At 70.1% G+C, this 26,358-nt stretch carries 22 protein-coding genes and 1 other RNA gene; 3 read left to right on the top strand and 20 right to left on the bottom strand.

Annotation, left to right across the window (positions count from 1 at the left end; genetic code table 11):
• The 12 genes from ACIRDX_RS07405 to radC form a co-directional block, all read right to left on the bottom strand.
• Positions 1-276, bottom strand: a 276-nt coding sequence (locus ACIRDX_RS07405) for an ethanolamine ammonia-lyase light chain EutC (protein WP_396624768.1), incomplete at its 3' end; no start/stop codon positions are given.
• Positions 273-1,688 (bottom strand): ethanolamine ammonia-lyase subunit EutB, encoded by a 1,416-nt coding sequence (locus ACIRDX_RS07400; protein ID WP_396624767.1) that lies wholly within the window; start codon positions 1,686-1,688, stop codon positions 273-275. The genes ACIRDX_RS07400 and ACIRDX_RS07405, both read right to left, overlap by 4 nt.
• A 3-nt stretch (positions 1,689-1,691) precedes the next feature.
• Entirely contained in the window at positions 1,692-3,050 is a 1,359-nt protein-coding gene (gene eat / locus ACIRDX_RS07395; protein WP_396624766.1) for an ethanolamine permease, read from the bottom strand.
• A 13-nt stretch (positions 3,051-3,063) separates the two neighbouring features.
• The gene (locus ACIRDX_RS07390) at positions 3,064-4,008 is read right to left on the bottom strand and encodes an SDR family oxidoreductase (RefSeq protein WP_396624765.1); all 945 of its coding nucleotides are present in this window, start codon (positions 4,006-4,008) and stop codon (positions 3,064-3,066) included.
• A gap of 54 nt (positions 4,009-4,062) precedes the next feature.
• An RNA gene (gene rnpB, locus ACIRDX_RS07385) (RNase P RNA component class A) lies at positions 4,063-4,455 on the bottom strand.
• Between the two features lie 10 nt (positions 4,456-4,465).
• On the bottom strand, positions 4,466-5,065 hold the full coding sequence (locus tag ACIRDX_RS07380) for a DnaJ domain-containing protein (protein WP_396624764.1): 600 nt from the start codon (positions 5,063-5,065) through the stop codon (positions 4,466-4,468).
• Between the two features lie 73 nt (positions 5,066-5,138).
• Positions 5,139-6,623: a sigma-54-dependent transcriptional regulator gene (locus ACIRDX_RS07375; protein WP_396624763.1), complete on the bottom strand. Its 1,485-nt coding sequence runs from the start codon at positions 6,621-6,623 to the stop codon at positions 5,139-5,141.
• 25 nt (positions 6,624-6,648) lie between these two features.
• Positions 6,649-8,805: an NAD-dependent DNA ligase LigA gene (gene ligA, locus ACIRDX_RS07370; RefSeq protein ID WP_396624762.1), complete on the bottom strand. Its 2,157-nt coding sequence runs from the start codon at positions 8,803-8,805 to the stop codon at positions 6,649-6,651.
• A 10-nt stretch (positions 8,806-8,815) separates the two neighbouring features.
• Positions 8,816-9,817: a polyprenyl synthetase family protein gene (locus ACIRDX_RS07365; RefSeq protein ID WP_396624761.1), complete on the bottom strand. Its 1,002-nt coding sequence runs from the start codon at positions 9,815-9,817 to the stop codon at positions 8,816-8,818.
• A 51-nt stretch (positions 9,818-9,868) separates the two neighbouring features.
• A complete protein-coding gene (locus ACIRDX_RS07360) occupies positions 9,869-10,654 on the bottom strand; it encodes a TatD family hydrolase (RefSeq protein WP_396624760.1) in 786 nt (261 codons plus the stop codon).
• 138 nt (positions 10,655-10,792) lie between these two features.
• A complete protein-coding gene (gene metG / locus ACIRDX_RS07355) occupies positions 10,793-12,814 on the bottom strand; it encodes a methionine--tRNA ligase (protein ID WP_396624759.1) in 2,022 nt (673 codons plus the stop codon).
• A gap of 9 nt (positions 12,815-12,823) precedes the next feature.
• Positions 12,824-13,495: a DNA repair protein RadC gene (radC, locus tag ACIRDX_RS07350; RefSeq protein ID WP_396624758.1), complete on the bottom strand. Its 672-nt coding sequence runs from the start codon at positions 13,493-13,495 to the stop codon at positions 12,824-12,826.
• Between the two features lie 75 nt (positions 13,496-13,570).
• Between radC and ACIRDX_RS07345 the strand changes: the two genes are divergently transcribed.
• A complete protein-coding gene (locus ACIRDX_RS07345) occupies positions 13,571-14,206 on the top strand; it encodes a hypothetical protein (protein WP_396624757.1) in 636 nt (211 codons plus the stop codon).
• A 63-nt stretch (positions 14,207-14,269) separates the two neighbouring features.
• Here the strand turns inward: ACIRDX_RS07345 and ACIRDX_RS07340 are convergent, their stop codons facing one another.
• From ACIRDX_RS07340 to ACIRDX_RS07305, 8 genes are all read right to left on the bottom strand, one after another.
• Positions 14,270-15,796, bottom strand: a complete 1,527-nt coding sequence (locus tag ACIRDX_RS07340; protein ID WP_396624756.1) for an SLC13 family permease — start codon at positions 15,794-15,796, stop codon at positions 14,270-14,272.
• A complete protein-coding gene (gene dapF / locus ACIRDX_RS07335; RefSeq protein ID WP_396624755.1) occupies positions 15,793-16,584 on the bottom strand; it encodes a diaminopimelate epimerase in 792 nt (263 codons plus the stop codon). The genes ACIRDX_RS07340 and dapF overlap by 4 nt, the downstream gene beginning before the upstream one ends.
• A 70-nt stretch (positions 16,585-16,654) precedes the next feature.
• Positions 16,655-17,104 carry a D-aminoacyl-tRNA deacylase gene (gene dtd / locus ACIRDX_RS07330; protein ID WP_396624754.1) on the bottom strand — a complete coding sequence of 150 codons (450 nt, stop codon included), beginning with the start codon at positions 17,102-17,104 and terminating at the stop codon, positions 16,655-16,657.
• Positions 17,101-17,976, bottom strand: coding sequence for a tRNA 2-thiocytidine(32) synthetase TtcA (ttcA, locus tag ACIRDX_RS07325; protein WP_396624753.1), 876 nt, complete (start codon positions 17,974-17,976; stop codon positions 17,101-17,103). The genes dtd and ttcA overlap by 4 nt, the downstream gene beginning before the upstream one ends.
• A 175-nt stretch (positions 17,977-18,151) precedes the next feature.
• Entirely contained in the window at positions 18,152-20,134 is a 1,983-nt protein-coding gene (locus ACIRDX_RS07320) for a hypothetical protein (protein ID WP_396624752.1), read from the bottom strand.
• Positions 20,131-21,366, bottom strand: a complete 1,236-nt coding sequence (locus ACIRDX_RS07315; protein WP_396624751.1) for a glycosyltransferase family 4 protein — start codon at positions 21,364-21,366, stop codon at positions 20,131-20,133. Before ACIRDX_RS07315 ends, ACIRDX_RS07320 begins: the two co-directional genes overlap by 4 nt.
• Positions 21,363-22,355 (bottom strand): NAD-dependent epimerase/dehydratase family protein, encoded by a 993-nt coding sequence (locus ACIRDX_RS07310; RefSeq protein ID WP_396624750.1) that lies wholly within the window; start codon positions 22,353-22,355, stop codon positions 21,363-21,365. Before ACIRDX_RS07310 ends, ACIRDX_RS07315 begins: the two co-directional genes overlap by 4 nt.
• A complete protein-coding gene (locus ACIRDX_RS07305; RefSeq protein WP_396624749.1) occupies positions 22,352-23,608 on the bottom strand; it encodes a glycosyltransferase in 1,257 nt (418 codons plus the stop codon). The genes ACIRDX_RS07310 and ACIRDX_RS07305 overlap by 4 nt, the downstream gene beginning before the upstream one ends.
• Before the next feature lie 225 nt (positions 23,609-23,833).
• On the opposite strand from ACIRDX_RS07305, the gene ACIRDX_RS07300 reads away from it, so the two are divergent.
• Both ACIRDX_RS07300 and ACIRDX_RS07295 read left to right on the top strand, forming a co-directional pair.
• On the top strand, positions 23,834-24,832 hold the full coding sequence (locus ACIRDX_RS07300) for a lysylphosphatidylglycerol synthase transmembrane domain-containing protein (protein ID WP_396624748.1): 999 nt from the start codon (positions 23,834-23,836) through the stop codon (positions 24,830-24,832).
• A 51-nt stretch (positions 24,833-24,883) separates the two neighbouring features.
• Positions 24,884-26,143, top strand: coding sequence for a hypothetical protein (locus tag ACIRDX_RS07295; protein ID WP_396624747.1), 1,260 nt, complete (start codon positions 24,884-24,886; stop codon positions 26,141-26,143).
• Positions 26,144-26,358 lie beyond the last annotated feature (215 nt).

Raw genomic sequence — 26,358 nt, 5'->3', positions numbered from 1 at the left:
GAGGCGACGGCCCGCGTCCGGGCGCTGCAGGTACGCCGCCCGGTCGGGTGCGGCGCTGTGCAGGCCCAGGGTCTCGAGGCCGAGCGTGCCCAGGGCGGCGCGCAGGGTGGGCACGTCGAGCCGGTCGTGGACCGCGTCGCGCGCCCGCGCATGAGCGAGCGTGAACGCCAGGTGGGTTGCCGTGGGCAGGCTCACGCCGGCCCGGCCCAGCCCGACGTGCGCCGGCGTGTGCCTCCGGAGAGCGCTCCAGGGGTTGGTGACGACCGCGTCGCTCATGTCGATGGCCCCAGGACCCGCGCGAAGGCCGGAGGGACCCCAGTGGGATGCTCGATCAACCGTGCCCCTCCATCGGGGGCAAGGATGGCCATGCGCTCGAGCCAGGCCTCGAACTCCGGTGCGGGGCGCAGGCCGAGCACGCGGCGCACATAGAGCGCGTCATGGAACGACGTGCTCTGGTAGTTGAGCATCACGTCGTCTGCCCCCGGGACCCCCATCACGAAGGTGCAGCCGGCCGCGCCGAGCAGGGTCAGCAGGACGTCCATGTCGTCGGCATCGGCCTCGGCGTGGTTGGTGTAGCACACGTCGACGCCCATCGGCAGGCCGAGCAACTTGCCGCAGAAGTGATCCTCGAGGCCCGCACGCGTGATCTGCTTGCCGTCGTAGAGGTACTCGGGGCCGATGAACCCGACCACCGAGTTCACGAGCAGTGGCGCGAAGTGACGCGCCACGCCGTACGCCCTGGCCTCGAGGGTCTGCTGGTCGCAGCCGCGATGCGCGCCGGCCGACAGCGCACTGCCCTGCCCTGTTTCGAAGTACATCACGTGCGCCCCGCGTTCCTCGCCGAACGTCGCCCCGCGACCGAGGCCGAGCGCTGCCTCGCGAGCCTCGGCCAGCAGCGCCAGTGACACGCCGAAGCTCTCGTTCGTGCCCTGTGTGCCGCCGATGGACTGGAAGACCAGGTCGACGGGCGCGCCACGCTCGATCGCGGCCAGCGTGCTCGTGACGTGGGTGAGCACGCACGACTGCGTGGGGATGTCGTATCGGCGGATGACCGCGTCGAGCATCTCGAGCAGGCGCACCACCTGGGTGACGTTGTCGAGTGCGGGATTGATGCCGATCACGGCATCGCCGGCGCCATAGAGCAGCCCGTCGAGGACGCTGGCGGCGATGCCCGCCAGGTCGTCGGTGGGATGGTTCGGCTGGATGCGGGTGGCCATGCGCCCGGGAAGGCCGATCGTGTTGCGAAAGCGCGTGGTGACGCGTACCTTGCGCGCGACCAGCACCAGGTCCTGGACACGCATGATCTTGGAGACGGCGGCGGCCATCTCCGGTGTCACTCCGCGGTGGACCGACGCCAGCGCGTCGGCATCGGTGGCGTCCGACAGGAGCCATTCGCGGAAGCTGCCGACGGTGTGATGGGCGACCGGCGCGAAGGCGGCGTGGTCATGCGTATCGACGATCAGCCGCGTGACGTCGTCGTCCTCGTACGGCACGACGGCCTCGTCGAGAAAACGGCGCAGCGGCACCTCGGCCAGCGCCAACTGTGCCGCCGCGCGCTCCTCGGCCGTGCGGGCAGCCACGCCGGCCAGTTCGTCCCCGGAGCGTCTCGGCGTCGCCCGCGCGAGCAGCGTGCGGAGGTCGGGGAAGACGTGGCGCGTGCCGTCGACGACGTGGGCGTAGGAAGCCATGTGTCAGTGGCTGTGCGGTTCCCGTCCACGCCGGACGATGAGGAACGACAGCAGTCCCAGTCCCATCATGCCCGTGAACCATGCCGCGATCACGGGATTGAACCACACCATCGTGACCAGGCAGAGGCTGGCCGCGACGAGGGCAAAGCCTGGCACCCACGGGTAGCCGGGGGCGACGAAGGACCGCACGAGCTCGGGCTGCGTCCGCCGCAACCGGAACAAGGCCGCCATGCTGACGATGTACATGACGATGGCCCCGAAGACCGACATCGTGACGATCGAGGCCGTGAGCGTCTGGCCGGCGATGGAGACGACACCATCACTGAAGATGGCGCCGATGCCCACGACGCCCCCGGCGAGGATGGCGACCCATGGCGTGTGCGTGCGTGGATGGACACGCGCCAGCACCGACGGCAGGTAGCCCGCCCGGGCCAGCGCGAACATCTGCCGCGAGTACCCGATGATGATCCCGTGGAAGGAGGCGACCAGGCCGAAGAGGCCGAGCCACAGCAGCATGTGCAACCAGCCGCTGCGCGGGCCGACGACGCGCGCCATCGCCTGTGGCAGCGGGTCGTTGATGTCGGCCAGGGCTCGCCAGTCGCCCACCCCGCCGGCCGCCAGCATCACGCCCGCCGCGAGCGCGAGGAGCGTGAGGATGCCCCCGATGTAGGCGCGCGGGATCGACCGTCGCGGATCACGCACTTCCTCGGCGGCCATGGCCACACCCTCGATGGCGAGGAAGAACCAGATGGCGAACGGCAGCGACGCCACGATGCCCGGCACGCTGGCCATCGTGAAGGTCGAGGCCCCCGCCCAGCCGCCGTTGGCGAAGTGCTCCCAGCGGAAACCGGGCGCGACCACGGCCATGAACACGAGCAGTTCGCCGATCGCCACGAGCGTGACGACCAGCTCGATGCTGGCGGCGATGGCCATGCCCGCGATGTTCAGCGCCATGAACACCATGTAGGCGCCCACGGCCACCCAGCGGGGCTCCAGCCAGTCGTACTGGACGTGCATGTAGGCGCCAATCGCCAGCGCGATGGCGGGCGGCGCGAAGAGGAACTCGACGAGCGTGGCCATGCCCGCGAGCACGGCGCCCGTCGGCCCGAAGGCGCGGCGCGCGTACTCGAACGGTCCCCCGGCATGGGGGATGGCGGTGGTGAGCTCGGTGAAGCTGAAGATGAACGTGGCGTACATCACCGCCACGAACGCCGAGGCCACCAGGAAGCCGAGCGTGCCGGCCGAGGCCCAGCCATAACTCCAGCCGAAGTACTCGCCGGAGATGACCAGGCCGACGGCGATACCCCAGAGCTGGAAGGTGCCGAGCGTCCGTTCGAGGGTGGGCGTCGCCGCCGTGCTCACGCGACGTCGCCGGTCAGGCGCGCACCTGGGTGGAGGCGTACCACTCGAAGGTCCGGCGCAGCCCTTCCTCGAGATGCACCACCGGGGTGTAGCCGAGGAGGCGCTCGGCCTTGCTGATGTCGGCGAGCGAGTCCCGCACATCGCCGACCCGCGGCGGGCCGTACACCGGGTCGACCGTGGCGCCCGTGATGTCCTTCAGCGTGCGATAGACATCGTTGAGCGAGATCCGGCGGCTCGTGGCGACGTTGATCACCTGGCCGCTCGCCTCGTCGGACGCCAGGCAGGCGCGGAGCGCGCCGTCGACGACGTTGGCGACGTAGGTGAAGTCGCGGGTCTGCTCGCCATCGCCGTGGATCGTCGGACTGCGGCCTTCGACGAGGTACCGGATGAAGAGCGACAGCACACCGGAGTACGCCGACGAGGGATCCTGGCGCGGGCCGAACACGTTGAAGTAGCGGATGGTCACGGTCGAGAGGCCATACAGGGCCGTGAACAGTTGCATGTACTGCTCGCCCACCAGCTTCTGGAGTGCATAGGGCGACAGCGGCGCGGTCGGCATCTGCTCGTGCTTGGGCAGCGTCGCCGAGTTGCCGTAGGCCGAGGAACTGCCGGCGTAGACGACGCGGCGCACGCCAGCGTCGCGCGCGGCGACGAGCAGGCTGAGTGTCGCGTCGATGTTGGCGCGGTTGGAGGTGACGGGATCCTCGACCGATCGGGGAACCGAGGGGATGGCGGCCTGGTGCAGCACGTACTCGACGCCCTCGACGGCCCGGCGGGCAAACGCCTCGTCGGCGAGATCGCCCTCGAGGAACTCCACGTCGTCGATGTGCGCGAGGTTGGCTCGCTTGCCGGTGATCAGGCTGTCGGCCACCCGCACCCGCTCGCCACGTGCCCGGAGCGCCTCCACCATGTGCGACCCGATGAAGCCTGCCCCGCCCGTCACCAGATAGAACGCCATCTCGTCCGCGTCTCCTGCGCGTGTCGCGCCAATCCTGCCTGTCCTCATGAACAGTGCAGCAGTCGTCCGGTAAGCCGAATTCTGTCAGCCCACGTGCCCTTGCGGGCCCGCGAGCGGGCGATCATTCCTCTGGGACCGGCATTGCTGACGGCCTCGAGCAACCTACCCGGAGGCTTCGGACGGGCCGTCCTCGAGCGCCTCCCTATTTGGTCTTGCTCCGTGCGGGGTTTTGCCTGCCACGTCCGTTGCCGGCCGCGCGGTGCGCTCTTACCGCACCTTTTCACCATTGCTTGCTGACCTTGCGGCCAACGTCAGCTGTGTGTTTTCTGTGCCACTTTCCGTCGGGTTGCCCCGCCCGGGCGTTACCCGGCGCACTGCCCTGCGGAGTTCGGACTTTCCTCCAGCAGCGAACTTGCGTCCCCTGCCAGCGATCGCCTGGACGACTGCCGCGTCGCGATCATACACGCGGGGTATGGCGTCGTTCCTGTCCCGTGCGGCGTTCGCTGCCTTCGGACAACTGCCGCATCGGGTTGCGGACCTGGAAGAGGCGCTGCTCCTCGAGCACGTCGACGCCGCCCGCCGTGATCGAGAACATGGCCTGGTCCGACTTGGCAGCGAGCCCCTTCTGCACGAGGTACCAGACCGTGAACTCGAGGTGTTCGACCGGGCAGCCGAGCAGGTCGGCGATGTCGGGCAGGAGCAGGCCGGGGCGATGCGGTTCGAGCCGTCGGCGCGAGTAGAGAATCTCGAGCGTGAAGAAGCGGATCTGCCGCTCGGCCGCGAAATCACCGGCGACCTGCGCGCCCTCGGCCACCAGTCGCCAGCGGTCGCGCCGCTGGAGTCCGTAGAGCACGTCGTACTGGGCGCGCTGGACGGGGTCGTTGAGCACCCCGTAGGCCTCGAGAATCTCGCGGAATCGCCCCTCGTTGCCCGTCTCCGGGTGGTCCGGGTGATACCGCTGCGCCAGGAGCCGGAACACGCGCGTGACGGTGTCCGGATCAGCATTGGGGCTGATCTGCAGCAGTTCGTAGTAGTCCTTGACGTCCTGGTCGGTCACCTACGTTCCCCCGGCCGTGGCCCTGCCGGGCTCCTTCCGAGGGAATCGGCACTGGCCGCCACCTGCTGCAGCGCTAGCCGTCGCGCTCCTGGCTGATCTCGTACTGTTCGAGTTTCTTGTAGAGGTTCGAGCGCGGCGTGTCGATGACCTCCGCCGTCTTGGAGATGTTCCAGCCATGTTCCCGGAGCTTCTCGACCAGGAACTCGCGCTCCACCTGCTCCTTGAACTCGCGCAGGGTCGTCGGCTTGGGCGGCGCCGCCCGCGGCGCATCGGCCGGAGGGGGCGCGAGTGGCACCGACGCCTCGGCGAGCGGCGTCTCGGCGCCGAACGCCGGGGCGGCAACCGGCGGCGCTGGCACCGGCGGAGCCTGCACGACTGGGGCAGGCGGAACCGTGCCGTCCACCCGCAGGAACTGCCGGACGTCGGCCACGTCCACGGCGTCGCCGCGGGCCATGATGAGGATGCGCTCGACGGTGTTCTTCAACTCGCGCACGTTGCCCCGCCAGCGGTGCTGCTGCAGGACGGCGAGCGCCTCTGGCGTGAAGCGTCGCGTCCGTCCGCCTTCGGCCGCGAACAACTCGGCGAAGTGCTTCACGAGCAGCGGGATGTCGTCGGGGCGTGCCCGCAGGGGCGGGACGTGCACCGGAATGACGCTGAGCCGGAAGTAGAGATCCTCGCGGAAGGTGCCGTCGGCGATGGCCGCCTCGAGGTCCTTGTTGGTCGCCGCGATGACGCGCACGTCGACCTTGAGCGTTCGCTGCGAGCCGAGTCGCTCGACCTCGCCCTCCTGCAGCACGCGCAGGACCTTGGCCTGCGTCTTCTGGCTCATGTCGCCGACTTCGTCGAGGAAGATCGTGCCGCGGTCGGCCAGTTCGAACTTGCCGATCTGCTTGTCGGTCGCGCCGGTGAAGCTGCCCTTCTCGTGCCCGAAGAGCTCGCTCTCGATGAGTTCCTCGGGGATGGCCGCGCAGTTGACCTGCACGAATCGTTCACGCGCGCGCAGGCTGTTGCGGTGGATGGCGCGAGCAACCAACTCCTTGCCCACACCGCTCTCACCGAGCACCAGCACGGTGGCGTTGGTCGGCGCGGCACGCCCCACGGCGTCGAGCACCTGCATCAACGCCGGGCTCTGGCCAATCAGGTTGTAGCGCGCATCCTCGGCCCCGCGGAGGCGCCGGTTCTCCTGCTCGAGACGGCTGGCCTTGAGGCCATTGCGCACGGTGAGCAGCACCCGCTCGGACGACAGCGGCTTCTCGATGAAGTCCATCGCGCCGAGACGCGTGGCTTCGACGGCGGTCGCCACCGTGCCGTGTCCCGAGATCATGACCACCGGGAGCGACTCGTCGGTCGCCTTCAGCCGGGCCAGGACCTCGAGGCCGTCGAGGCCCGGCATCTTGATGTCGGAGAAGACCAGGTCCGGAGCCTCCGTGCGCGCCATCGCGATGCCTTCCTCGCCGGTAGCGGCAAGCAGGCACTTGTACCCCTCGTACTCGAGGATCATCCGCAGGCTCTCGCGGATCCCCGCTTCGTCGTCGATGACCAGGATGCGTCCGCTCATAGGTGTACAGGCTACAGGCTCCGGGCTACAGGCTGCCGGAGGGCCAGTCGGTGGGAGTGGCCAGGAGGCGCAGGAGAGTGGCTTCGTCGCCGATCGGCACGCCGAGGTCGCGGGCCTTGGCGAGCTTGCTGCCGGCGTCGTCGCCGGCGATGACCAGCGACGTCTTCTTGCTGACCGACCCGGCGACCTTCGCGCCGAGGGCGATCAGGCGCTCGGTGGCGTCGTCTCGGGTCAGGCTGTCGAGCGCGCCGGTGAGCACGACGGTGCGCCCCTCGAGCGGTTTCGGACCCTGCCCTTCGGGCACCGGCGTGCCCATGTTGAGGCCGGCCGCCGCGAGCCGGTCCATCAGGCGTCGGGACTCGGACGCGTCGAAGAATCGGCGCACGGAGGCTGCCACCACGGGGCCGATGTCGGGCACGGCCTGCAACTGCTCGACGGTGGCGCCCGCGAGCACGTCCATGGTGCCGAATGCGGTGGCCAGCGCCTGCGCGCCGCGCTCGCCGACATGGCGGATGCCGAGGCCGAACACCAGTCGCCACAGGTCGTTGCGCCGGCTGTTGTCGATCTGCGTGACGAGCGCGGTTGCCGACTTCTCGCCGAACCGACGCGGCGTGAGTGTCCGCACCAGCGCGTCGTCGTCGCCGGCCTTCTTGCGGGGCTGCGCCTCGAACCTGAGGTCCGCGAGTCCCTCGATGGTGAGGTGGTAGAGGTCGGCGAAGTCGCGCACGAGTTCCAGCGACACGAGCTTGTCGACGAGCGCCTCGCCGAGCCCGTCGATGTTCATGGCGCGCCGCCCGGCGAAGTGCTCGAGGCTCCGGCGCAGCCGCGCCGGGCAGCTCGGGTTCGGGCACCGCCACACGACCTCGTCCTCGGGCCGTTCGAGCGCACTGTCGCAGACCGGGCACTGCGTCGGCATCTCGAACGCGGCCAGCCCCCCGGGCCGTCGCGACAGGATCGGCTTGACGATCTTCGGGATGACGTCGCCGCCCTTCTCCAGCAGGACATCGTCGCCCGGGCGGATGTCCTTGCGACGAATCTCCTCCTCGTTGTGGAGGGTCGCGTACTGGATGGTCGAGCCGGCGAGGAACACGGGCTCGAGCACGGCGAGCGGCGTCACCGCCCCCGTGCGGCCCACCTGGACGTCGATGCGGATCAACCGCGTGGTGGCCTGCTGCGCGGGGAACTTGTACGCGGTGGCCCAGCGGGGGAACTTCGAGGTGAAGCCAAGGCGTTCGCGCTCGTCGCGCCGGTCCACCTTGATGACGATGCCGTCGGTGTCGAACGGCAGTTGCTGCCGCGTGTCGGCCCAGGAGGCGCAGAAGGCCTTCACGGCCTCGATGCCCTCGCACCGCGCCCAGTGCTTCTCCACCGGCAAGCCCCAGGCGCCGAGCGCGCGCATCAGGTCGGCGTGCGTGGCCGGGAGTCCGTCTCCGGTCGCTGGATCTGGTGCGGCGCCGTCATTGCCCACTTCCGACTGCCGACTGCCGAGGTCTTCGTCCCTCACCGCGTGGTAGAAGAACGCGCGCAGCCCGCGCCTCGAGACCAGCGCGGGGTCCAGGTTGCGCAGGGTGCCGGCGGCGGCGTTGCGGGGATTGGCAAACAGGGGCTCGGCCTCGGCCTCGCGCTCCTCGTTGAGTCGCTCGAAGGCCTGTCGCGGCAGGTAGATCTCGCCGCGCACCTCGAGCCGTCCGGCGGGCGCCTGCTTGAGCCGCAGCGGAATCGCCTGGATGGTGCGGACGTTGCTCGACACGTCCTCGCCCACCACGCCGTCGCCTCGGGTCACGCCACGCTGGAACACGCCGTCCTCGTAGGTCACGGCGATGCTGAGGCCGTCGATCTTCAGCTCGGCCACATAGGCGATCGGCCCCTCGCTGCCGAGCCCCTTGCGGACACGCTCGTCGAAGGCGTCGAGGTCCTCGTCCGTGTAGGCGTTGTCGAGGCTGAGCATCGGCCGCAGGTGCTGGGCCGTGTCGAACCCGTCGGCAGGGCGTCCGCTCACCCGCTGGGTCGGCGAGTCTTGCGTGATCAGGTCAGGATGCGCGGTTTCGAGGTCGCGCAACTCGCGCACGAGGGCGTCGTACTCGGCGTCCGAGATCTCCGGATCGTCGAGGACGTAGTACCGCTCCTCGTGGTGTCTGATGCGCGCGCGGAGCGCGTCGATGCGGTCAGCGGGCGCGGGCATGCGCCTGGGCCTAGCGATCGCGGGCGAGCACGTAATCGGCGAGTCCGGTGAGCGCGTCGCGCTCCCGACTTTCCGGGAACGAGGCGAGCTGCTTGCGGGCCTGCTCGACGTACTCCCCGGCGCGGCGGGTGACCTGCGGGATGATGTCGTACTCGCGCAGGAGGCCGAGCAACTGCCGCCAGGCCTCCTCGCTGATGTCGGCGTCGCGCACGACCTGCTCGATGATCGGTCGGGCCTGCTCCGGCGCGCGGTCGCGCAGGAGGATGATCGGCAACGTGAGCTTGCCCTCACGGAGGTCGCTGCCGATGGGCTTGCCGAGCGCGGCCTGGTCGGCCGTGTAGTCCAGCAGGTCATCCACCAACTGGAAGGCGATGCCGAGGTTGAACCCGTAATCCCACAGGGCCTGTTCCTGGGCAGGCGTGATGGTGCCGACCATCCCGCCGATCTTCGACGAGCCGGCGAACAGGTAGGCCGTCTTGCGCCGGATGATGTCGAAGTGCTCGTCCTCGGTGATCTCGGTGTCGCCGTTCTTGGTGAGCTGGTAGAGCTCGCCCTCGATCATCTTGAGCGTGATGTCGCACAGCACGCGGAGGACGTCGATGCGGTCGTACTGCAGCGCCATGCCGAGCGACTTGATGTAGAGGTAGTCGCCGAGCAGGACGGTGACGTCGTTGCCCCAGCGGGCGTGGACGGCCAGGCGGCCGCGACGCAGTTCCGAGTCGTCGATGATGTCGTCGTGGACGAGGGTCGCCGTGTGGATGAACTCGATGACCGAGGCGTACAGCACGGCCATGTCGCTCTTGTCGTGGCCGCCGGCCAGCCGGCTCGCCATCAGCATCACGGCCGGGCGCACGCGCTTGCCGCCGGTGTTCTGCAGGTACTTCCCGATCTCGGGGATCAGTTCGACGCGCGAGTCGATGTGCCGGAGGAAGGCCTGGTTGACGCGTTCCAGGTCGTCCCTGACGGGCTCGAACAGCTGCGCTAGATCAGAGGGAGACGAGGAAGGCTGCACGTGCGAAACCTCAGGAATCTCAACACATTAGGGTAGCGCTGTCAACGAGCGCTACCTGTGGGGGGCAAGGCCGAACATCGCCTCGGCATTGGCCATCGCCTGCGCCGCAGCGTCCTCGACCGACAGGCCCCGGACGCGTGCCACCGTCTGCAGCACCCGGACCACCCGGGCCGGCTCGTTGCGCCCGCCGCGTTGCGGCGCGGGCGACAGGTACGGGCTGTCGGTCTCGACCAGCCAGCGGTCGGCCGGCACCCAGGCCGCCACCTCGCGAATCGACTCGGCCCGCGGGAATGTGGCGATCCCCGAGAACGACAGGTGGAAGCCTCGCGCCACCGCGGCCTCGGCCAGGGCCATGTCTCCCGTGAAGCAATGGAACACGCCCCGGGACCGCCCGCCGCCCGCCGCGTCGAGCACCGCCAGCGTGTCGGCGTCGGCCTCGCGCGTGTGGATGACGATGGGCAGGTCGCGAGCCACCGCCAGGGCGACCTGGGCGGCGAACACGGCCTGTTGCCGCTCCCGCGGCGCGAAGTCGTAGTGGTAGTCGAGACCGATCTCCCCGACCGCCACGGCCGCTACCTCGTCGAGCGCGCCGGACACGAGCGCCGCCACATCTGCCGGCTCCACCTTCGCGGCGTGGTGCGGATGCACGCCCGCCGTGAACTGCACCGGCGGCCACGCCGCCCGCACACTCGCCACCCTGTCGAATTCGACGCGGGTGGTCGCGTCGAGGATGCAGATGGCGCCCACGAGGCCAGCCGCCCGCGCCCGGTCGGCGACGGCCGCGAGGTCCTCGACGAACTCGTCGCCGGCGATGTGGCAGTGGGTGTCGATCAGCATCTGGATCCGGCAGTCGGGAGTCGGCGGTCGGCAGTGGACAAAGTCAGGAGTTCAGAAATGCAGAACTTCATCGCCGCCATCGCGCGTTCGACGCCTGGCGCTGACGGTGAAATTCTGAAATTCGCAATTCTGAAATTCTCAACGGATACGCGTGCCGGGCGCGGGCGGGGTCTCGAAGGACACCAACTGCGCCTTGCCGTCGGTGTCGGCGGCCAGGACCATCCCGTGCGACACCAGCCCCATCATCGGGCGCGGCGCGAGGTTGGCGACGAAGGCGATGGTCCGGCCGACGATGGCGTCGGGCGCGTACGACTCCGCGATGCCCGCCAGGATCGTGCGCTCCGACGCCGGCCCGTCCTGCACCGTGAGCTTGAGCAGCTTCTTGGACTTCGGCACGGCCTCGGCGGCAAGCACCTTGCCGACCTTCAGTTCGACCTTCATGAAGTCGTCGATGGTGATGACGGCCGGTTCCTCGCTTGTTGCAGGCGGCGCGGCAGGCGTCGGTGCGGCGACGGCAGCCACCGGCGCGGTGTCGGCCGGTGCGACGGGGGTGCTGGGAGGAACGGGCGGCGTTGCGTCGGACACGGAAGAGGCTCCAGGCTTGGCTGTGGCGGCGGACGGCACCGACGCCGGGGGAATCACGGATGAGGACTCGGCGCGCGGCCACAGGGCCTCCCCTGCCGACACGCTGCGCACGCCCTCGGCCCGCCACGTGCCATCCGTGTCGAGTCGGCGTGAGGCCACGGGCGCGGAGTCGCCGAGCCTGGCGAGGATGGCCTGCGACGAGGCGGGCATCACCGGACCGAGCAGCACGGCCGCCAGCCGGACGCTCTCCGCGGCGGTGAACAGCACCTCGTCAAGCGCGGCCGCGTTGGCGGGATCCTTGGCCAGCGTCCACGGCGCGCGCTCGGCCAGGTACTCATTGGTGGCGTCGAGCAGGCGGAAGACCGACGCGACGCCCTGATGCAACGCGTAGCCCTCCATGGCCGTCCGGTACTCGGTCACGGTCGTGGCGGCCAGGTCGCGCAGGCGCGAGGGGGAGCCGGTCGGCGCCAACTGCCCCTGACGGTACCGCGCGCCCATCGCGGTGACGCGGCTCACCAGGTTGCCGAGGTTGTTGGCCAGGTCGGCGTTGTAGCGCTCCTCGAAGCGCTCGAACGTGAAGTCGCCGTCGGCGCCGTACGGAATCTCCTTGGTGAGGAAGAGGCGCAAGGCGTCGGCCCCGAAGCGCTGGGCGGCCTCGAGCGGATCGACCGCCGTCCCGAGCGACTTGCTCATCTTCTCGCCGCGCAGATGCACCCACCCGTGCCCGAACACCTGGCGTGGCACCGGCAGCTTCGCGCTCATCAGCATCGCCGGCCAGATGACGCAGTGGAAGCGCGTGATGTCCTTGCCGATGACGTGCAGGTCGGCCGGCCACCACGTGTCGAAGAGCGCGGGATCGGTCCCGAGGCCCACCGCCGACGCGTAGTTGATCAGCGCGTCGAACCACACGTAGACCACGCTCGACGGATCGGTCGGCAGCGGGATGCCCCACGACTGGCCGGCGCGGCTGATCGAGATGTCCTCGAGGCCAGCCTCGAGCAGGCTCAGGATCTCGTTGCGCCGGCTCTCCGGCTGCAGGAAGTCCGGGTGCTCGGCAAAGTGCGCGCGCAGACGGTCCCGATAGGCCGACAGCCGGAAGAAGTGGTTGCGCTCCTTGATCCAGTCCGGCTTGGTCCGGTGGATCGGGCACAGCCCCTCGACGAGGTCCTTCTCCTGCTTGAAGGCCTCGCAGCCGACGCAGTACCACCCTTCGTAGTCGGACTGGTACAGGTCGCCGGCATCGGCGATGCGCCGCACGATCGTCTCGACCGCCGCCCGATGGCGCGGCTGCGTCGTCCGGATGAAGTCGTCGAAGGAGAGGTCGAGTGCACCCCAGACTTCGCGGAACTGCTGCTCCATGTCGTCGCAGTAGGCCAGCGGGTCCTTGCCGAGGTCGCGCGCCCGCCGGAACACGTTCTGCGAGTGCTCGTCGTTGCCCATCACGAAGTGGGTGTCCACTCCGCTCAGGCGCTTGTAGCGAGCGATGACGTCGGCCGTGATCTTCTCGTAGGCGGTCCCCAGGTGCGGACGGCTGTTGACGTAGTCGATGGCGGTCGTGAGGTAGAAGCGAGGCATGGTCAGTCGTCAGCGCGTCAGCTTGCCGAGGTCGCGAAGGCTGCAGTAGGTCGAGTCGCCCAGGATCACGTGGTCGACCACTGCAATGCCCATCACCTCGCCGGCCGCGACCATCCGTTGCGTGAGCGCCAGGTCTTCCGGGCTCGGCAACGGGTCACCGGACGGGTGATTGTGGAACAGCACCAGTGCGGCCGCCCCCGCCAGCGCGGCCTCGCGGAACACGTCCCGCGGGTGCATCGTGGCGGCGTCGGCCGTGCCGCGCGTGAGCACGCGTGCGTGCAGCACGCGGTGGCGGGCGTCCAGCAGGAGCACGCCGCACTGCTCGACGTCGGCGCTGGCGAACCGCGGCAACAGATAGCGAGCCGCGTCCACCGGCGCTGCCACCTGCAGCCGCGCGGGCGCGGCCCGCACGACGCTCCGGCGCCCCAGTTCCACCGCCGCCACGATCCGGCCGGCGGTGACCGGCCCTACGCCCCGCCGTCGCAACGCCGCCGGCGGTACTCTGGACAGGCCTCGCAGCCCACCCAACTCGGCCATGAGGCGATTCGCCACATCCAGAGCCGTCGCGCCGCCGTGGCCGTGCCCGACCACCAACGCCAGCAACTCGTTGTCGCCCAGCGCCCCCGGCCCGTGAGCGGCCAGCTTCTCCCGCGGCCGATCCTCCGGCGTCAGCGTCCGCACGCCCGGCTCCGTCCGGCACCCGGCACACAGGCCGAGCCCCACATGCTACTACGCCCTCTCGGTATACTCCTGCGCATGTTCGATCGTCCTCGCACGGGCCGTCCCGTGCTGCGCGCCCTCGTTCCGGCGCTGGTACTCGCCGCTGCGGCTTGCGCGTCGCCGCCGCAGAAGGAAATGGATCAGGCCGAGGGCGCCATCGCCACGGCCCGCGCCACGGGCGCGCCCCAGTACGCCGCCGCGGAGTTCACGGCCGCCGAGGATGCGCTCCGCCGCTCCCACGAGGCCGTCGCCCAGCGCGACTATCGCCAGGCCCTCAACCAGGCGCTCGACGCGCGCGAGCGCGCGCAGAACGCCGCGCGTGAGGCCGCCGACAAGAAGGCGGTCGCGCGCGGCCAGGCCGAGCGCGCCATCACCGAGGCCGAACTGGCCCTCGCCACGGCGCAGCAGCGCCTCGGCGCGGCCGTGGCCGCCGGCCCGGCGACCGGACGACGGGCGGCCTCCGCCCTCGCCGGGTTCAAGGCCCTCCAGGACGTCATCACCGCTGGGGAAACGGGCTTGCAAGAAGCGCGCTCGCAACTGCAGGCGCAGCGCTTCGCCGACGCGCTCGCCACGGCGACGCCGCTGACGTCGCAGATTCGCGCCGCGACCGTGGCATTCGACCAGGAACGGACGGCTGCGCCCCCTGCGCGGCCGGGTCGGCGCAGCCGGTAACCGGCACGTCGGCGTGCAGGAACTGCCACAGTCGCGTCCCGGGAAGGACGCAGGTTCCGCGCCTCAGAACAGGAGCGGACCGATCAGGCCGAGCACGCTGACGATGGCGACGAAGCCCGCCACGTCGAGCCAGAAGCCGTAGCGCATCATGGCGCCGATCGGCACGTGGCCGCTGCTGTAGACGATGGCGTTGGGGGCGGTGGAGATGGGCATCATGAAGCCCATCGAGGCGCCGAGGGTGGCGCCGAGTGCCGGCAGCATCGGGTCGACCTTCGACGCCGTCGCCACCGCGATCGCGACCGGGACGACCATGTTGGCCGACGCCGTGTTCGACGTGGTCTCCGAGAGCAGGATCGCGACGCCGGTGAAGACGGCGGTCAGCAGCATCGGCCCGGCCCCCGGGAGCCACGCGGTCATGCCCTCCCCGAGCGACCGCGCCAGGCCCGTCGAGAACGCCAGGTCGCCCATCGCCAGTCCCCCGCCGTACAGCAGCACGATGCCCCAGTCGATTCGGGCGGCCTCCTCCCAGGTGAGGGTGAAGCGGCGGGCATTCCAGTGCACGGGCAGCACGAACAGCAGGATGGCCCCGAGCATCGCCGCCACGCCCTCCGGCACGGACGTCATGTAGGCCCTGGCCAGCGCCGAGTCCGCGGCGCCCATCAGGGCGAGGACGCCAGGGAACGTCCAGAGTCCGACCGTGATGGCGAACGCCAGCATCACGTTGCGTTGCGCGCGGGTGATCGGCCCGAGGCGCTCGAGTTCTTCACGGACGATGCGGGCACTGACCTCCCCCACCTGCACGCCGCGCGTGCTCGTCCGGGTGAAGTACACGGCCAGGAACGCGAAGAGGATCAGCACGAGCGGGACACCGATCGCCATCCAGCGGAAGAAGCCGATGTGCGTCCCGGTGATGCGCTCGATGAGGCCGATGCCGATCAGGTTGGGCGGCGTGCCCACGGGCGTCGCCATGCCGCCGATGGAGGCCCCGAACGACGTGATGAGCATCATCGCCGTCGCAAAGCGTCGCAGTGCCTCGTCCTGCCCCGACACGCCGCGGCGCAACTGCGCGACGATCGAGACGCCGATCGGGAACATCATCGCCGTCGTGGCGGTGTTGCTCATCCACATCGAGATGCTCGTGCCGACCAGGCCGTACATGACGAGGATGCGCGCGCCACTCGTCCCCACCCACGGCGAGGCCAGCGCGGTGAACGCGATGCGCCGATCGAGGCCGTGCACGAACATCGCCTCGGCGAGGATGAAGCTGCCGATGAACAGGAAGATGATGGGGTCGGCGAAGGGCGCCAGGGCCGACCGCGCGGGCGCGATCTGGCAGACGATGGCCAGGACCGGCCCGAGAACCGCAGTGACGGCCATCGGCAGGGCTTCGGTGATCCAGAGCACGACCACCATCGAGAGGATGGCGGCGAGCCGGTGCGGGGCGGTCTCGAGCGGGAGGGGGCTGACCCACACGAGCGCGAACACCAGAGGCCCCAGGAAGAGTCCCCAGGTGCGTCGGCGCCGGTTGAACGCTTCCTCGGCCGGCGAGTAGGTCTCGACGGCGCCGATGGCCTCGTGCAGCGTCCTCACGCCAGCCAGGTGCCTTCGCAGATGACGTCTGCCCAGCCGGTCAGGTAGACGCCGTCCTCGCGCCAGTCCACCCGTTGCCGCCCTCCCGGCGCCACCACGTCCAGACGCCGTTCGGCGCCTCCGTAGGCCGCTGCGGCCACGGCCGCGGCACAGGAACCTGTGCCCGACGAGTGCGTGGGCCCGACGCCACGCTCGTAGATCAGGATCTCGACCTCCGTCGGGCTCACCACATGCGCCAACTCGACGTTCACCGCGTCCGGAAAGGCCGGGTGTCTCTGCAACGCCGCGCCGACCCGCAGCATCTCGCGCGTGTCGAGCGCCTCCACCAGCCACACGGCCTGGGGATTGCCCATCCACAGCGTCACGAGCGACAGCGAGTCACCGTCGACCTCGACGTCCTGCCGCGTCAGGCGCTCGGGTTGCCCCATGGCGGCGCGGAACACCGGCCGGTGCTGTTCGTCGCGCGACAGCAACTCGAGCGTCTTCGTTCCGGCGTCGGTGTCGATGACCAGGATGGCGCCCGGTGTCGCACCCTGCTGCCGCGCCAGCAGCGCGGCGAGCCCGCGGACCCCGTTGCCCGATACCTCCGCGATGGAGCCATCGGCGTTGAAGAGCCGCATCCGCGCCCCGCCCCGCCGCTCCTCGAACAGGATCAGGCCGTCGGCGCCGACGCCGGTCGTCCGCGCACACATGTCCCGGGCGAGATCGGGCAGGTCGTCGCTGACGACGTCGGCGAACGCGGCGTACAGGAAGTCGTTGCCGTAGGCGTGGGCTTTCCAGAAGTGCATTGCGAGTCGTCCGGGTACCGGGTGCCGGGCTCCGGGTACGGAGGCCCAGGCGCGCGGTCGGCACAGCGTGTCAGAACTGCTTGCGGCTGTCGAGGAGCAGCGTGACGGGACCGTCGTTGACGAGGGCGACCTGCATGTCGGCCTGGAAGATGCCGGCCTCGACGGGCAGGCCGAGGGCCCGCCATGCCGACAGGGCGCGCTCGTACCAGGCGCGTGCCTCGTCCGGGCGTGCGGCGCCGTCCCACGACGGGCGGCGCCCCTTGCGGCAGTCGCCGGCGAGCGTGAACTGTGACACCACGAGCAGGCCTCCGCCGACCTGCGTGATGTCGACGTTCATCCGGCCCTCGCCATCCGCGAAGACGCGCACGGCCGCGGTCTTGTCGACGATGTAGGCCAGGTCGGCGTCGCTGTCGCCCACCTCGATGCCGAGCAGCACGAGGAACCCGACGCCGATCTCGCCGACCACCTCGCCGTCGACCGTCACCGAGGCCGACCGCACGCGCTGCAGGACGGCCCTCACGACAGGCGCGACGTCGTCGAGGCGCCGGTGCGGCGCAGCACGGGCAGGGGTTGCGTGGCCCCCCTCGCCCCACCGTCCTCGTCGGCATCGACGGCCCCGCCGCGGGCGATGGCGTCGAGTGGGTTGAGGCGGCGATCGAGCAGGTGCCGCGGGTGCACGTTCTGGATGGCCTTGAGCATCGACGCCTTGATGCCGGGATGCTCGCGTTCGAGATCGCCGATGAGGCGCTTGAGCCGCTGGCGCTGCAGGCCGAGGTCTCCGCAGGCCGGGCAGCAGCACCCGACGATCGGCAGCTCGGATGCGAGCGCGAAATCGAGGGCTTCCTGCTCCGACACGTACACCAGGGGGCGAATCACGACGTGCCGCTCGTTGTCGGAGACCAGACGGGCGGGCATCGCCTTGAGCGCGCCGCCGAAGAACAGGTTCAGGAGCAGCGTCTCGATGAAGTCGTCGGCGTGGTGGCCGAGGGCGATCTTGGTGGCGCCCACCTCGTCGGCGATCCGGTACAGCACACCTCGGCGGAGACGCGCACAGAGGGAGCACGGCGTCGCGTTGGCCTCGAGCAGGTCGTCCATGACCTCACCAATCTCGGTGTGCTCGATGCGGATCTCCCAGCCGCGCTCCTCGCAGGTCTTCCTGATGACGTCGTGCTTGAAGTCCTTGTAGCCCGAGTCGACGTTCACGGCGATCACCGAGAACGGGAACGGCGCACGGCGACGAATCACGTCGAGGATCTGGAGCAGTGCCCAACTGTCCTTGCCCCCCGACAGCCCGACCATCACCCGGTCGTTGGGCTCGATCAGCCGGTGCTCGATCGAGGCGCGCGCGACGGCCTTGGCGATGCGGGATTCGAGGGAGGAGGCGTAGGACATTGGCGGCTCACTGGCGATGGTAATGCTGCGATGCTGCGATGCCGAAATTCCGCAAGGTCGAAGGCCGAAGGCGGAAGGCCGAAGATTGAAGGCGCAAGTGGCAAAGGGCGCCGATTGGCTCGAGGCCTGCGACATTCCGGCATCGCAGCATCGCAGCATTCCAGGCACCGGCCGCTCAACGAGCGGCCGGTGCCTGGTACCTGTCGTCGCGGTACAGGGGCCGGATGCGGATCCGGGCGCCCAGGAACCGGCGATCGTTCACGCCCTCGTCGAACAGCGGGATGAAGCCCTCGCTGGCCGAGATGGACACGGCGTACACCCGGTTGAGTGGCTGCCCGGGGATGGCCTTGTACGGAAAGCCTTCGGGCATCTTCACCCGCACGACCTGCCCGCTCTTCGCGCCCGGCGCCACCTGGATGCGCTCGGCGCCCGAGTCGATGCGCACCACGGGCGCCGCGGCGCCCGTCGCCACCTCGACCTCGAGGGCGTCGATGGCCAGCGAGGTGAAGGCGCCGTCGGGATGCGGCCGGGCCGGCGCGCGCAGGATGATGTCGGCCCGCGACTCGCCGCGCACCCAGAACCACTCCCCCTCGCGTCCGTACGCGTTGTCGTCGAGGAAGTACGCCTGCACGGGCGGATCACCGGCCAGCGGCTGCTTGGCGCGCGAGGGCGTGACGTTCACCGGGATGTCGTTGACCAGCGACAGCTCGATCGGCAACCAGCGGAACGCACCGTACTTGGGGTGCGTGGCGGGGTTGAACGACGTGTAGAACGGGTTGGCGATCAGCTGGGCGGTGAACAGGCCCCCCACCAGCGCAGCCACGACGGCCGAGCGCACGGTGACGGCCGCAGGCACCAGGAAGAGGAACAGCGCGTAGTACCCGAGGAAATAGCGATTGCCGACCGGCCCACCGCCGCCCGAGTACGTGAACGGCATGTAGATGAGGATCGACACCGACGCCAGGACGAGGGCCAGCACGACCAGCCACTGGAACGGCTCGCGGCGCTGCCGTCCGGCCAGCAGGAAGAGCGCCAGCGTGAGCATGCCCGGGAAAAAGTACGGCACGAGCCCGGTGTGGCGGCCCACCAGGAAGTACACGACGTTGTGTCGGAGCACGGTGGTCAACGCGTCGCGGTTGAAGATCACGTCGGTGAGCAGCCCGTCGGTCGCGCGCACGATACCCGTGCTGTCGAACGTGGCGTCGGGCGTCATGAACGGGAACCGTCCGTAGAAGGTCGAGCGGTCTGCCCCACCGCCCTGGTAGTTCATGTCGCCGCTGCTGATCCCGTTGATCAGGAAGAGGCCCCCCGTCGCTGCCACGAAGGCGAGGCTCACGAGCGCCACCCGGCCCCACTGCCGTCGCAACAGGGCGAGCCAGAGGACGGGCGCGGCAGCCAGCACGTTGAGCGGCTTGGAGAAGGTCGCGATGCCGAGCAGCGCGCACGCGATGACGTCGGACCAGGGCGAGCGCAGCAGCCGTCCCCAGCGATCGAGCCAGGTCCCCGTCGGCACCGCAGCCGGCGCCACTTCCTTGTAGGCCCAGAAGAAGAGCCCCAGCAGCACGAGGGCGAGGTTGAAGAGCTCCGGCGTGAGCCACACGAAGTACACGGGTGCCGCCGACGCGAACAGGAACACGACCGCATACGCGAGCGCGGCGGCCGAGGACGACCTGGCGCGCACGAAGGCGTAGGTGGCGCCGAAGCACGCGGTGAGCAGCAGCGCATGCAGCACGAGGAAGCCGTTGGTGCCCGCGAGCGCGATGAACGGCGCCGCAAACAGCGGGTACACGAACGACTTGCCGTAGTACAGGCGATCGGCGCGTGGGTCAGGCCCCTTCACCCAGCGCACGAACGGCGGGCGGCCCTGCCAATCGAGGCGCACACTGCGCCCGCGCTTGAGAAAGATGCCCTCGGGGCCGCTCGGGAACTCGCGATACACGCGCACCAGGTCGCGCCGCTGGAACTGCAGGTCCCAGTCGCTGGCCAGGCTGTGGCCGATGCTGTAGTAGGTCGCCTCGTCGCTCTGGAAGCCGAAGGCGACGACAGGAAACTTCACCGACAGGGCGAACCCCAGGAGCAGGACGCCGAGGATCAGCGTCGCGACCGCGCCGGGGTCGCTCCACAGGCGCCCGAGCCGGGCCGCCCGCGGCACGTTCACGGCTGCGCTCCCGGGGCACTCGCGCGGTGCGGCGGCGACGGCGGACCGCTGTCGAGGAACGACAGGTCCTCGCGCAGCAGGCCCTGACGCTTCGTCGGCTTCGACACGCGCGCCATCAGCTCGTACAGGCGCTCCATCTTCCGCACGTACGCGGCGATGTCGTACCGGCGGCTCGTGCGCTGCGCCTCGGCGCCCAGCGCCGCGCGCCGCGCCGGGTCGCGCTCGAGGGCGACCACGGCATCGGCAATCGCGCGTCCGTTCTCCTTCGGCACGATGATCGCGTCGACCTGGTCGCAGAGGATGTCGCGCAGGCCGTCGGCGTCTGTGGAGACGATCGGCTTGCCCATGGCCAACGCCTCGAACGACGTGAGCGGCGTGCCTTCCCACAGCGACGGGAACACGACCAGGTCGTAGGCCGACAGCACGGCCGCGACGTCGCGCTGGAAGCCGAGGAAGTGCAGGCGATCGGTGATGCCGAGTTCCCGGGCCTGCGCCTCGAGTTCCTCGCGCAACTCGCCCTCGCCCGCGATGTACACGTGCGCGTCGGGAATCTGCTCGACGATGGGCTTGACCGCCTCGACGAGGAAACGGTTGCCCTTGGCCGGCATGAGGCGCGTGACGGTGCCCACGGCGAAGGTACCCGGCGCGATGCCGAGCGCCGCACGCGCCGCCGCAATCTCCTGCGCGCTCCTCGTGCGACCGAACTCGTCGAGCGGTGCGCCGAGGTACACCACCTTCATCTTGTCAGCCGGGATCTTGCGGGCCCGCACGGTGAACTCCGCCGTCGACGCCGACACGGCGATCGCCAGGTCCGTGTAGGGGGCGAGGAGCGAGTCGGCGACCTGCTGGAACCACGGCGTGGTCGTGTGGTTCGCATGCTCGTGCAGCAGGACGGCGGTGCCGCGCATCGCCGCCGCGATGCGCCCGAAGGTCGTGGCCCCGTACCCGTGCAGGTGGAGCACCTGCGTGCCCTTGCGGTCCATCACCTTCAGGAGCGCCGTGAGCGTCGCGGGATCGAACTTGCCCTTGTGGAGATACGTGACGTCGATGCCGAACTGCTCGAGCGTGTCTTCCGACGTGTCCTTCTTCCGAAGGCTCACGAGCGACACGTCGAACCGCGTCGCGTCGAAGCGCGGCAGCGTCCAGGCAAAGAGCCGCTTCACGCCATGCATGCGCGATCCCTCCCAGCCGAGGTGGTCGCACACGTGCAGTACCGACAGCTTCTCGCTCACAACAGTCCCTGGGCGCGGTACCACGCGATGGTCCGGCGGATGCCCTCCGGAAGGTCGACGACCGGCGCAAAGCCGATCTCGGTGCGGGCGCGCGTCGTGTCGAAGGCGCGGCTCTTGGTGTAGAAGTCCACGCGCCGTCGATACAGCGGGGGCTGCACGCGGAACGGGACGCACACGGCTTCACAGGCCGCGCCAGCCAGCCAGAACGGCCACACCGGGAAGTGCACCGGGAGGGGCGCGACCTTGAGCTCGGCCGCGATCATGGCCACCAACTCGTTCAGCGTGGTGTACCGGGGACCGCCGAGGATGTAGGTGCGCCCGGCCGCCGCCGGCACCTCGCCGCACAACCGGAAGCCCTCGCAGAGGTCGTCGATGTACGTGAGGTGGTAGAAGACTTCACCCGAGCCCAGCACGGGGAACCGGCGACGCGAGATGCCGCGAAACATCTTGAGGAAGCGCATGTCGCCCGGCCCGTAGATGCCGATGGGACGGGCGACGACGACCTCGATGCCCCCCTTGCGTCCCTCGCCGGTCGCGAGGCGCTCGCCTTCCAGCTTGGTCAACTGGTACACGTCGCCCGGGTTGAAGGGCGCGTCTTCGTTGGCCGGCGGCCTGGCCACGTGTCCGTGGACTCCGCCCGTGCTGCAGTGCACCACGCGGCGTGCGCCAGCCTGGCGCGCGCCGTCGATTACGTGCTGCACGCCCTGCACGTTGATCGCGCGGTACGCACTGTCGGGTTGTCCCGCCTCCCGATACGTGGCAGCGATGTGGTAGACCACTTCCACGTCGCGGCAGGCAGCCGTCACGGCCGCGGCCTCGGTCAGGTCACCTTCGACGATCTCGACGCCCGCCTCGCGCAGGGCCGTCACCTCGGGCCGCTGCAGGCTCTTGGTCCGCACCAACCCCCGCACGGCCACGCCGCGATGACGGAGGTGGCGCGCCAGGTGCCCCCCGGTGAAGCCGGTGACGCCCGTGACAAGCGCGGTCACCGCGGCTCCTGTCCCGCCGAGGGCGCCGCGCCCGTCACCGGCACCGCGCCGGCCCCGCGCATCGACGCCAGCAGCATCGCGTAGGCCCGGCGCGTCCGCGTGAGGTACGACTCCCGGCTGTAGCGTTCGTCGGCCAGGCGCTGCGCGCCCGCCGCGACCCGCGCCGCCTCCTGCCGATCGCCGAGCACGCGAGCGAGTCCGTCGGCCAGCGCCGCCGCCGTCGGGTCGACGAGCACGGCCGACTCGGGCGTGAGGACCTGCGTGTGGGTACGGAGGTTGGTCGCGACGATGGGCCGGCCCGACCGGAGGTACGAATAGATCTTGAGGGGCGTGTTGGTGCCCGAGATGCGAGGCGACACGAGCACGTCGGCGGCGTCGACGAAGTGCGGAATCTCGGCCGGTGGCCGCTGGCCGGTCAGGACCAGCGGAGCCCCGGCGGCGGTCGCCCGGGCCTGCAGCGCCGCGACCTGCTCCGGCGCCCCGCCCACGACGAGGACGACGGCATCGGGGACACGCGCCTTCAAGGCCACGCTGGCGTCGAGCAGCAGGTCGAGCCCCTGATACTGCTCGAACGTGCCGGTATACAGGGCCACGGGCTGGGTCGGCGACAGCCCCCAGGTGCCGCGGATGGCCTCCCGACCGGGCCCGGGCGCCGGGTCCACGTCACCGCCCATCACGTTCTCGATGAGGACGGCGCGCTCGCCCACGCCCATCTCGTGGACCGTATCCTGCAATTCCTGACAGATGGTGATGACCACCTGCGATCCGCGCACCATGTAGCCTTCGGCCTGCTCGAATCCCCAGCGCAGCGCCCGGGAGCGCGAGTACCGGAAATTGCCGAGCTGCTGGGGCAGGCTGGAGTGCATGTCGTAGAGATGCGGCACCTTCAGGCGGCGGCCGAGCCACACGCCAAGGACGCCCATCTCTTCATGGGAGTGGATCGCGTCGTAGCGCTGTCCGCCCCAGAACGCCACCCGCAGGATCGTGAGCGACAGGAACGCGTCGAGGACGATCTTCGTGAGCGAGGGCCCGATGGGCACCTTCCGGATGAACGGCGGCCGCCAACTCCTGATGATCCGGAGGTTCGGCAGGTCGACGTCGCGGCCCACGGGGTAGGTCACGAGGTCCACGTGGTGGCCATCCTCGACCAGGGCCTTGATGCGGTGGTACTCGCTGAACGGGGTGCCGCGGGGCTCGAAGAACGGCTCCGGCGCGAGCATCAGGATGCGGAGCGGCGTGGCTGGGGACGTCACGGGTTCCAGGCGGCGTGCAGGCGCGGCGCGGTGCCCCCGACGGGGGACATCCGGCGCGACCAAGCTCCCAAGTATAGACCAGCCGCCCCGCGCCGTGGGGACCGGCGCTGCCCGGGCGGCATCGGCGTCCGGCCCGGTTGGGCGCGGGTGGACCCGCTTCAGGCGGCATGGTACCGTCTGTCACCCTTGGGTGCCCCGTCGGTGGGGGCCCGGCCTGCTTTTCTCATGTCGCCCGTGCCCGGTGGCGTGCGTCGCGCGTCGTCCTTCGTCATCAAGCTCAGCATCAGCGTAGGCCTCCTGGCGATCCTGTTCCGCCAGACGGATGTCAGCGCGGTCGCCGAGCGGCTGCGGCACGTCGATCCGGGCTGGATCGCGCTCGCCCTGCTCGTGCAGGCGGCCCTGCTCCTGGTGAGCGGCTGGCGGTGGCGGCGTCTCCTGGTCACCCAGCACGTCGATGCCTCCACGTGGCAGCTGACGCTGTCCTGCCTGGTCGCCAACTTCTTCAACAACTTCCTGCCGAGCAACATCGGGGGCGATTTCGTGCGAATCGCCGATACCGCGAGCGCGGCGGGCTCACGCACCGTGGCCACGGCGGTGGTCCTGCTCGACCGCGTCCTGGGGCTCATCGCCCTGTTCGCGGTGGCGGCGTGCGGCTCCCTGCTCCTGCGCCACACGCTGCCTGGCACCGGGTACCTGTGGGTCCTGCTGATCGGCGGCGCCCTGGCGGCGGCCATCGTCGTCTCTCAGCCGGCCCTGGTCACCCGCGGCCTGCGTCCCCTGGCGCGGCTGCGTGAAGATTGGGTCACCGAGCGGCTCGGCCGCCTCGAGACGATGCTGTCCAAGGCCGGCGGGGACTACGCCAGCCTGCTTCAGGCGTTCGGCGGCGCTCTCGTGGTTCAGGGGCTCGTGGTCCTGTTCTACCTCTGCGTGGCCAAGGGCCTGCACATCGACCTGCCGCTGCGCGACGCCATGGTGATCGTGCCTGTGAGCCTGGTCATCCAGCTCGCGCCGGTGTCCATCAACGGCTTCGGGGTCCGCGAGGCGGTGTTCTCCTACCTCTTCCGCATGCTCGGCCACCCCGTTGATGCGGGACTCGCCCTGTCCATCGCCGGCGCCGCCCTGCTGATCCTGGCGTCGCTGCCGGGGGGGCTGATTTTTCTCCTCCGCAAGGAAGGACTGATGACGCCCCCTCCGTCGTCCGATATGCCTGAAGAGGAGGTGTAGTCCGCCCCACGGACGGTGGCGGTCCTCCTGCGTTTCGAGCGAGGACGCTTCATGACACCCACCCGACACCTGATGCTCGCGACCTGGTTGGCCTCCAGCCTGGCCCTCGCGGGTTGTGAATCGAACAAGAGCCGCAATCCCCTCAGCCCCACCGTGGCCGGGCCCATTGCTGGCGTGACCATCACCGCCCCCAAGCCCCTCGAGCCTGCCAACGGGGAGACCCTGACGGCGGGCGGCACGCTCACCCTGCTGATCGAGAACCCCACGACCAGCGGCGAGCGCCCGATCTGGCTCCAGGTCGAGATCGCCACGGATACGGCCTTCCAGAACAAGGTGCACGTCGCCGACAAGGTGTCGCCGGGCACCGGCGGCCGCACCACGTACACGGTGCCGGTGTCCCTCCCCGCAGCCGGCGCGCGCTACTACTGGCGGGCGCGGGCGCTCGATGGCGCCAACACGGGCGACTTCTCCGCCACGTCGACGTTCGTGCTGCAGGACGCCGTCGTGGTCGGCGCACCGACCCCGGCCGGGCCGACCGGCGGCACGATCATCACCTCCAACGTCGCGTCCCTGACCGTGACCAACGGCGCCGCCACGGGCCCGTTGGCCAGTCCGGTGTCGTACAGGTTCGAGTTGGCGACCGACACGGCCTTCGCCAACCTCGTGGCCGTGCTCACGGTGGCGCGCTCGTCGGGCACCACCACCACGGCCACGACGACGCCCCTGGCCTTCAACACGACCTACTACTGGCGGGTGACCGCCAGCGACGGCGTGCGCACCAGTCCCGTCTCGCCGGTCGCGACCTTCCGGACACCCGCCGCCCCGGTGGCGCCGACGCCCACGCCCAGTCCGGCGCCGAGTCCAGCCCCCGCTCCTGCGCCGTCGCCGAGCCCGGCCCCGGCGCCCGGCGGCGCGCGGACGCCCAACCCCGCCCCAGGTCAGCGCCTGCCCCTGCCCAACATGCTGTGGGTGGTGGAGGAAGTCGCGCGGCAGTACCCCTCGGCGTTGCGCAACTCCTGCCAGGACCACGGCGGCACGTGGGAGTTCATGGACCGCGTCGTCGATCGCCTGCGGCAGTTCGACACGCGCTGGGGCTACAACGGCAAGCGTGGCAACAGCAGCGACCCGTCGCACGACGTGGTGGACTACAACTGGGGCTCCGAGCGCGACGAGGGCACGACCAACGTCTACATCGTCGACATCATCGTGGGGCACTGTGGTAACGGTCCGGCGGCAGCCTGGATCGACCAGACCGAGGTGACCCGCTCGCAGGGCACCATCGGGCGCTGGACCGGCCGCGGCCGTTTCTGATGCCCTGCCGACCGGCGGCCTCACGGGCCGCCGGTCGCGCTCGTTCCCGCCACCCCGGCGGTTGACAACATCCCACGCGTATCGAACAATCGGATGTCCGACTCCCGGCGGACATTCGCGGCGTGGCGCCCCTGTGGGCCCGCGCCACAACGTCAAACAAGCGGACGTTCACCACTCCGACCTGCCTAGCGGGAGTTCGATCCCTCTTTATGAAT

It is taken from the genome of Luteitalea sp. (assembly GCF_044337415.1).
Classification (GTDB): domain Bacteria; phylum Acidobacteriota; class Vicinamibacteria; order Vicinamibacterales; family Vicinamibacteraceae; genus Luteitalea.
The sequence above is the reverse complement of the archived record's forward strand: the minus strand, read 5'-3'. Positions and strand labels throughout refer to the sequence as shown.

Excerpts from the sequence above, each read along its gene's own strand:
- ACIRDX_RS07390 (WP_396624765.1), bottom strand. The coding sequence starts at position 4,008 with ATGGCGTTCTATCTGGTGACGGGCGGGGCAGGCTTCATCGGGTCGCAC.
- metG (WP_396624759.1), bottom strand. The coding sequence starts at position 12,814 with ATGCCTCGCTTCTACCTCACGACCGCCATCGACTACGTCAACAGCCGT.
- ttcA (WP_396624753.1), bottom strand. The coding sequence starts at position 17,976 with ATGTCCTACGCCTCCTCCCTCGAATCCCGCATCGCCAAGGCCGTCGCG.
- ACIRDX_RS07300 (WP_396624748.1), top strand. The coding sequence starts at position 23,834 with ATGTCGCCCGTGCCCGGTGGCGTGCGTCGCGCGTCGTCCTTCGTCATC.
- ACIRDX_RS07360 (WP_396624760.1), bottom strand. The coding sequence starts at position 10,654 with ATGCTGATCGACACCCACTGCCACATCGCCGGCGACGAGTTCGTCGAG.
- ACIRDX_RS07345 (WP_396624757.1), top strand. The coding sequence starts at position 13,571 with ATGTTCGATCGTCCTCGCACGGGCCGTCCCGTGCTGCGCGCCCTCGTT.
- dapF (WP_396624755.1), bottom strand. The coding sequence starts at position 16,584 with ATGCACTTCTGGAAAGCCCACGCCTACGGCAACGACTTCCTGTACGCC.
- ACIRDX_RS07375 (WP_396624763.1), bottom strand. The coding sequence starts at position 6,623 with ATGAGCGGACGCATCCTGGTCATCGACGACGAAGCGGGGATCCGCGAG.
- ligA (WP_396624762.1), bottom strand. The coding sequence starts at position 8,805 with ATGCCCGCGCCCGCTGACCGCATCGACGCGCTCCGCGCGCGCATCAGA.
- ACIRDX_RS07400 (WP_396624767.1), bottom strand. The coding sequence starts at position 1,688 with ATGGCTTCCTACGCCCACGTCGTCGACGGCACGCGCCACGTCTTCCCC.
- ACIRDX_RS07295 (WP_396624747.1), top strand. The coding sequence starts at position 24,884 with ATGACACCCACCCGACACCTGATGCTCGCGACCTGGTTGGCCTCCAGC.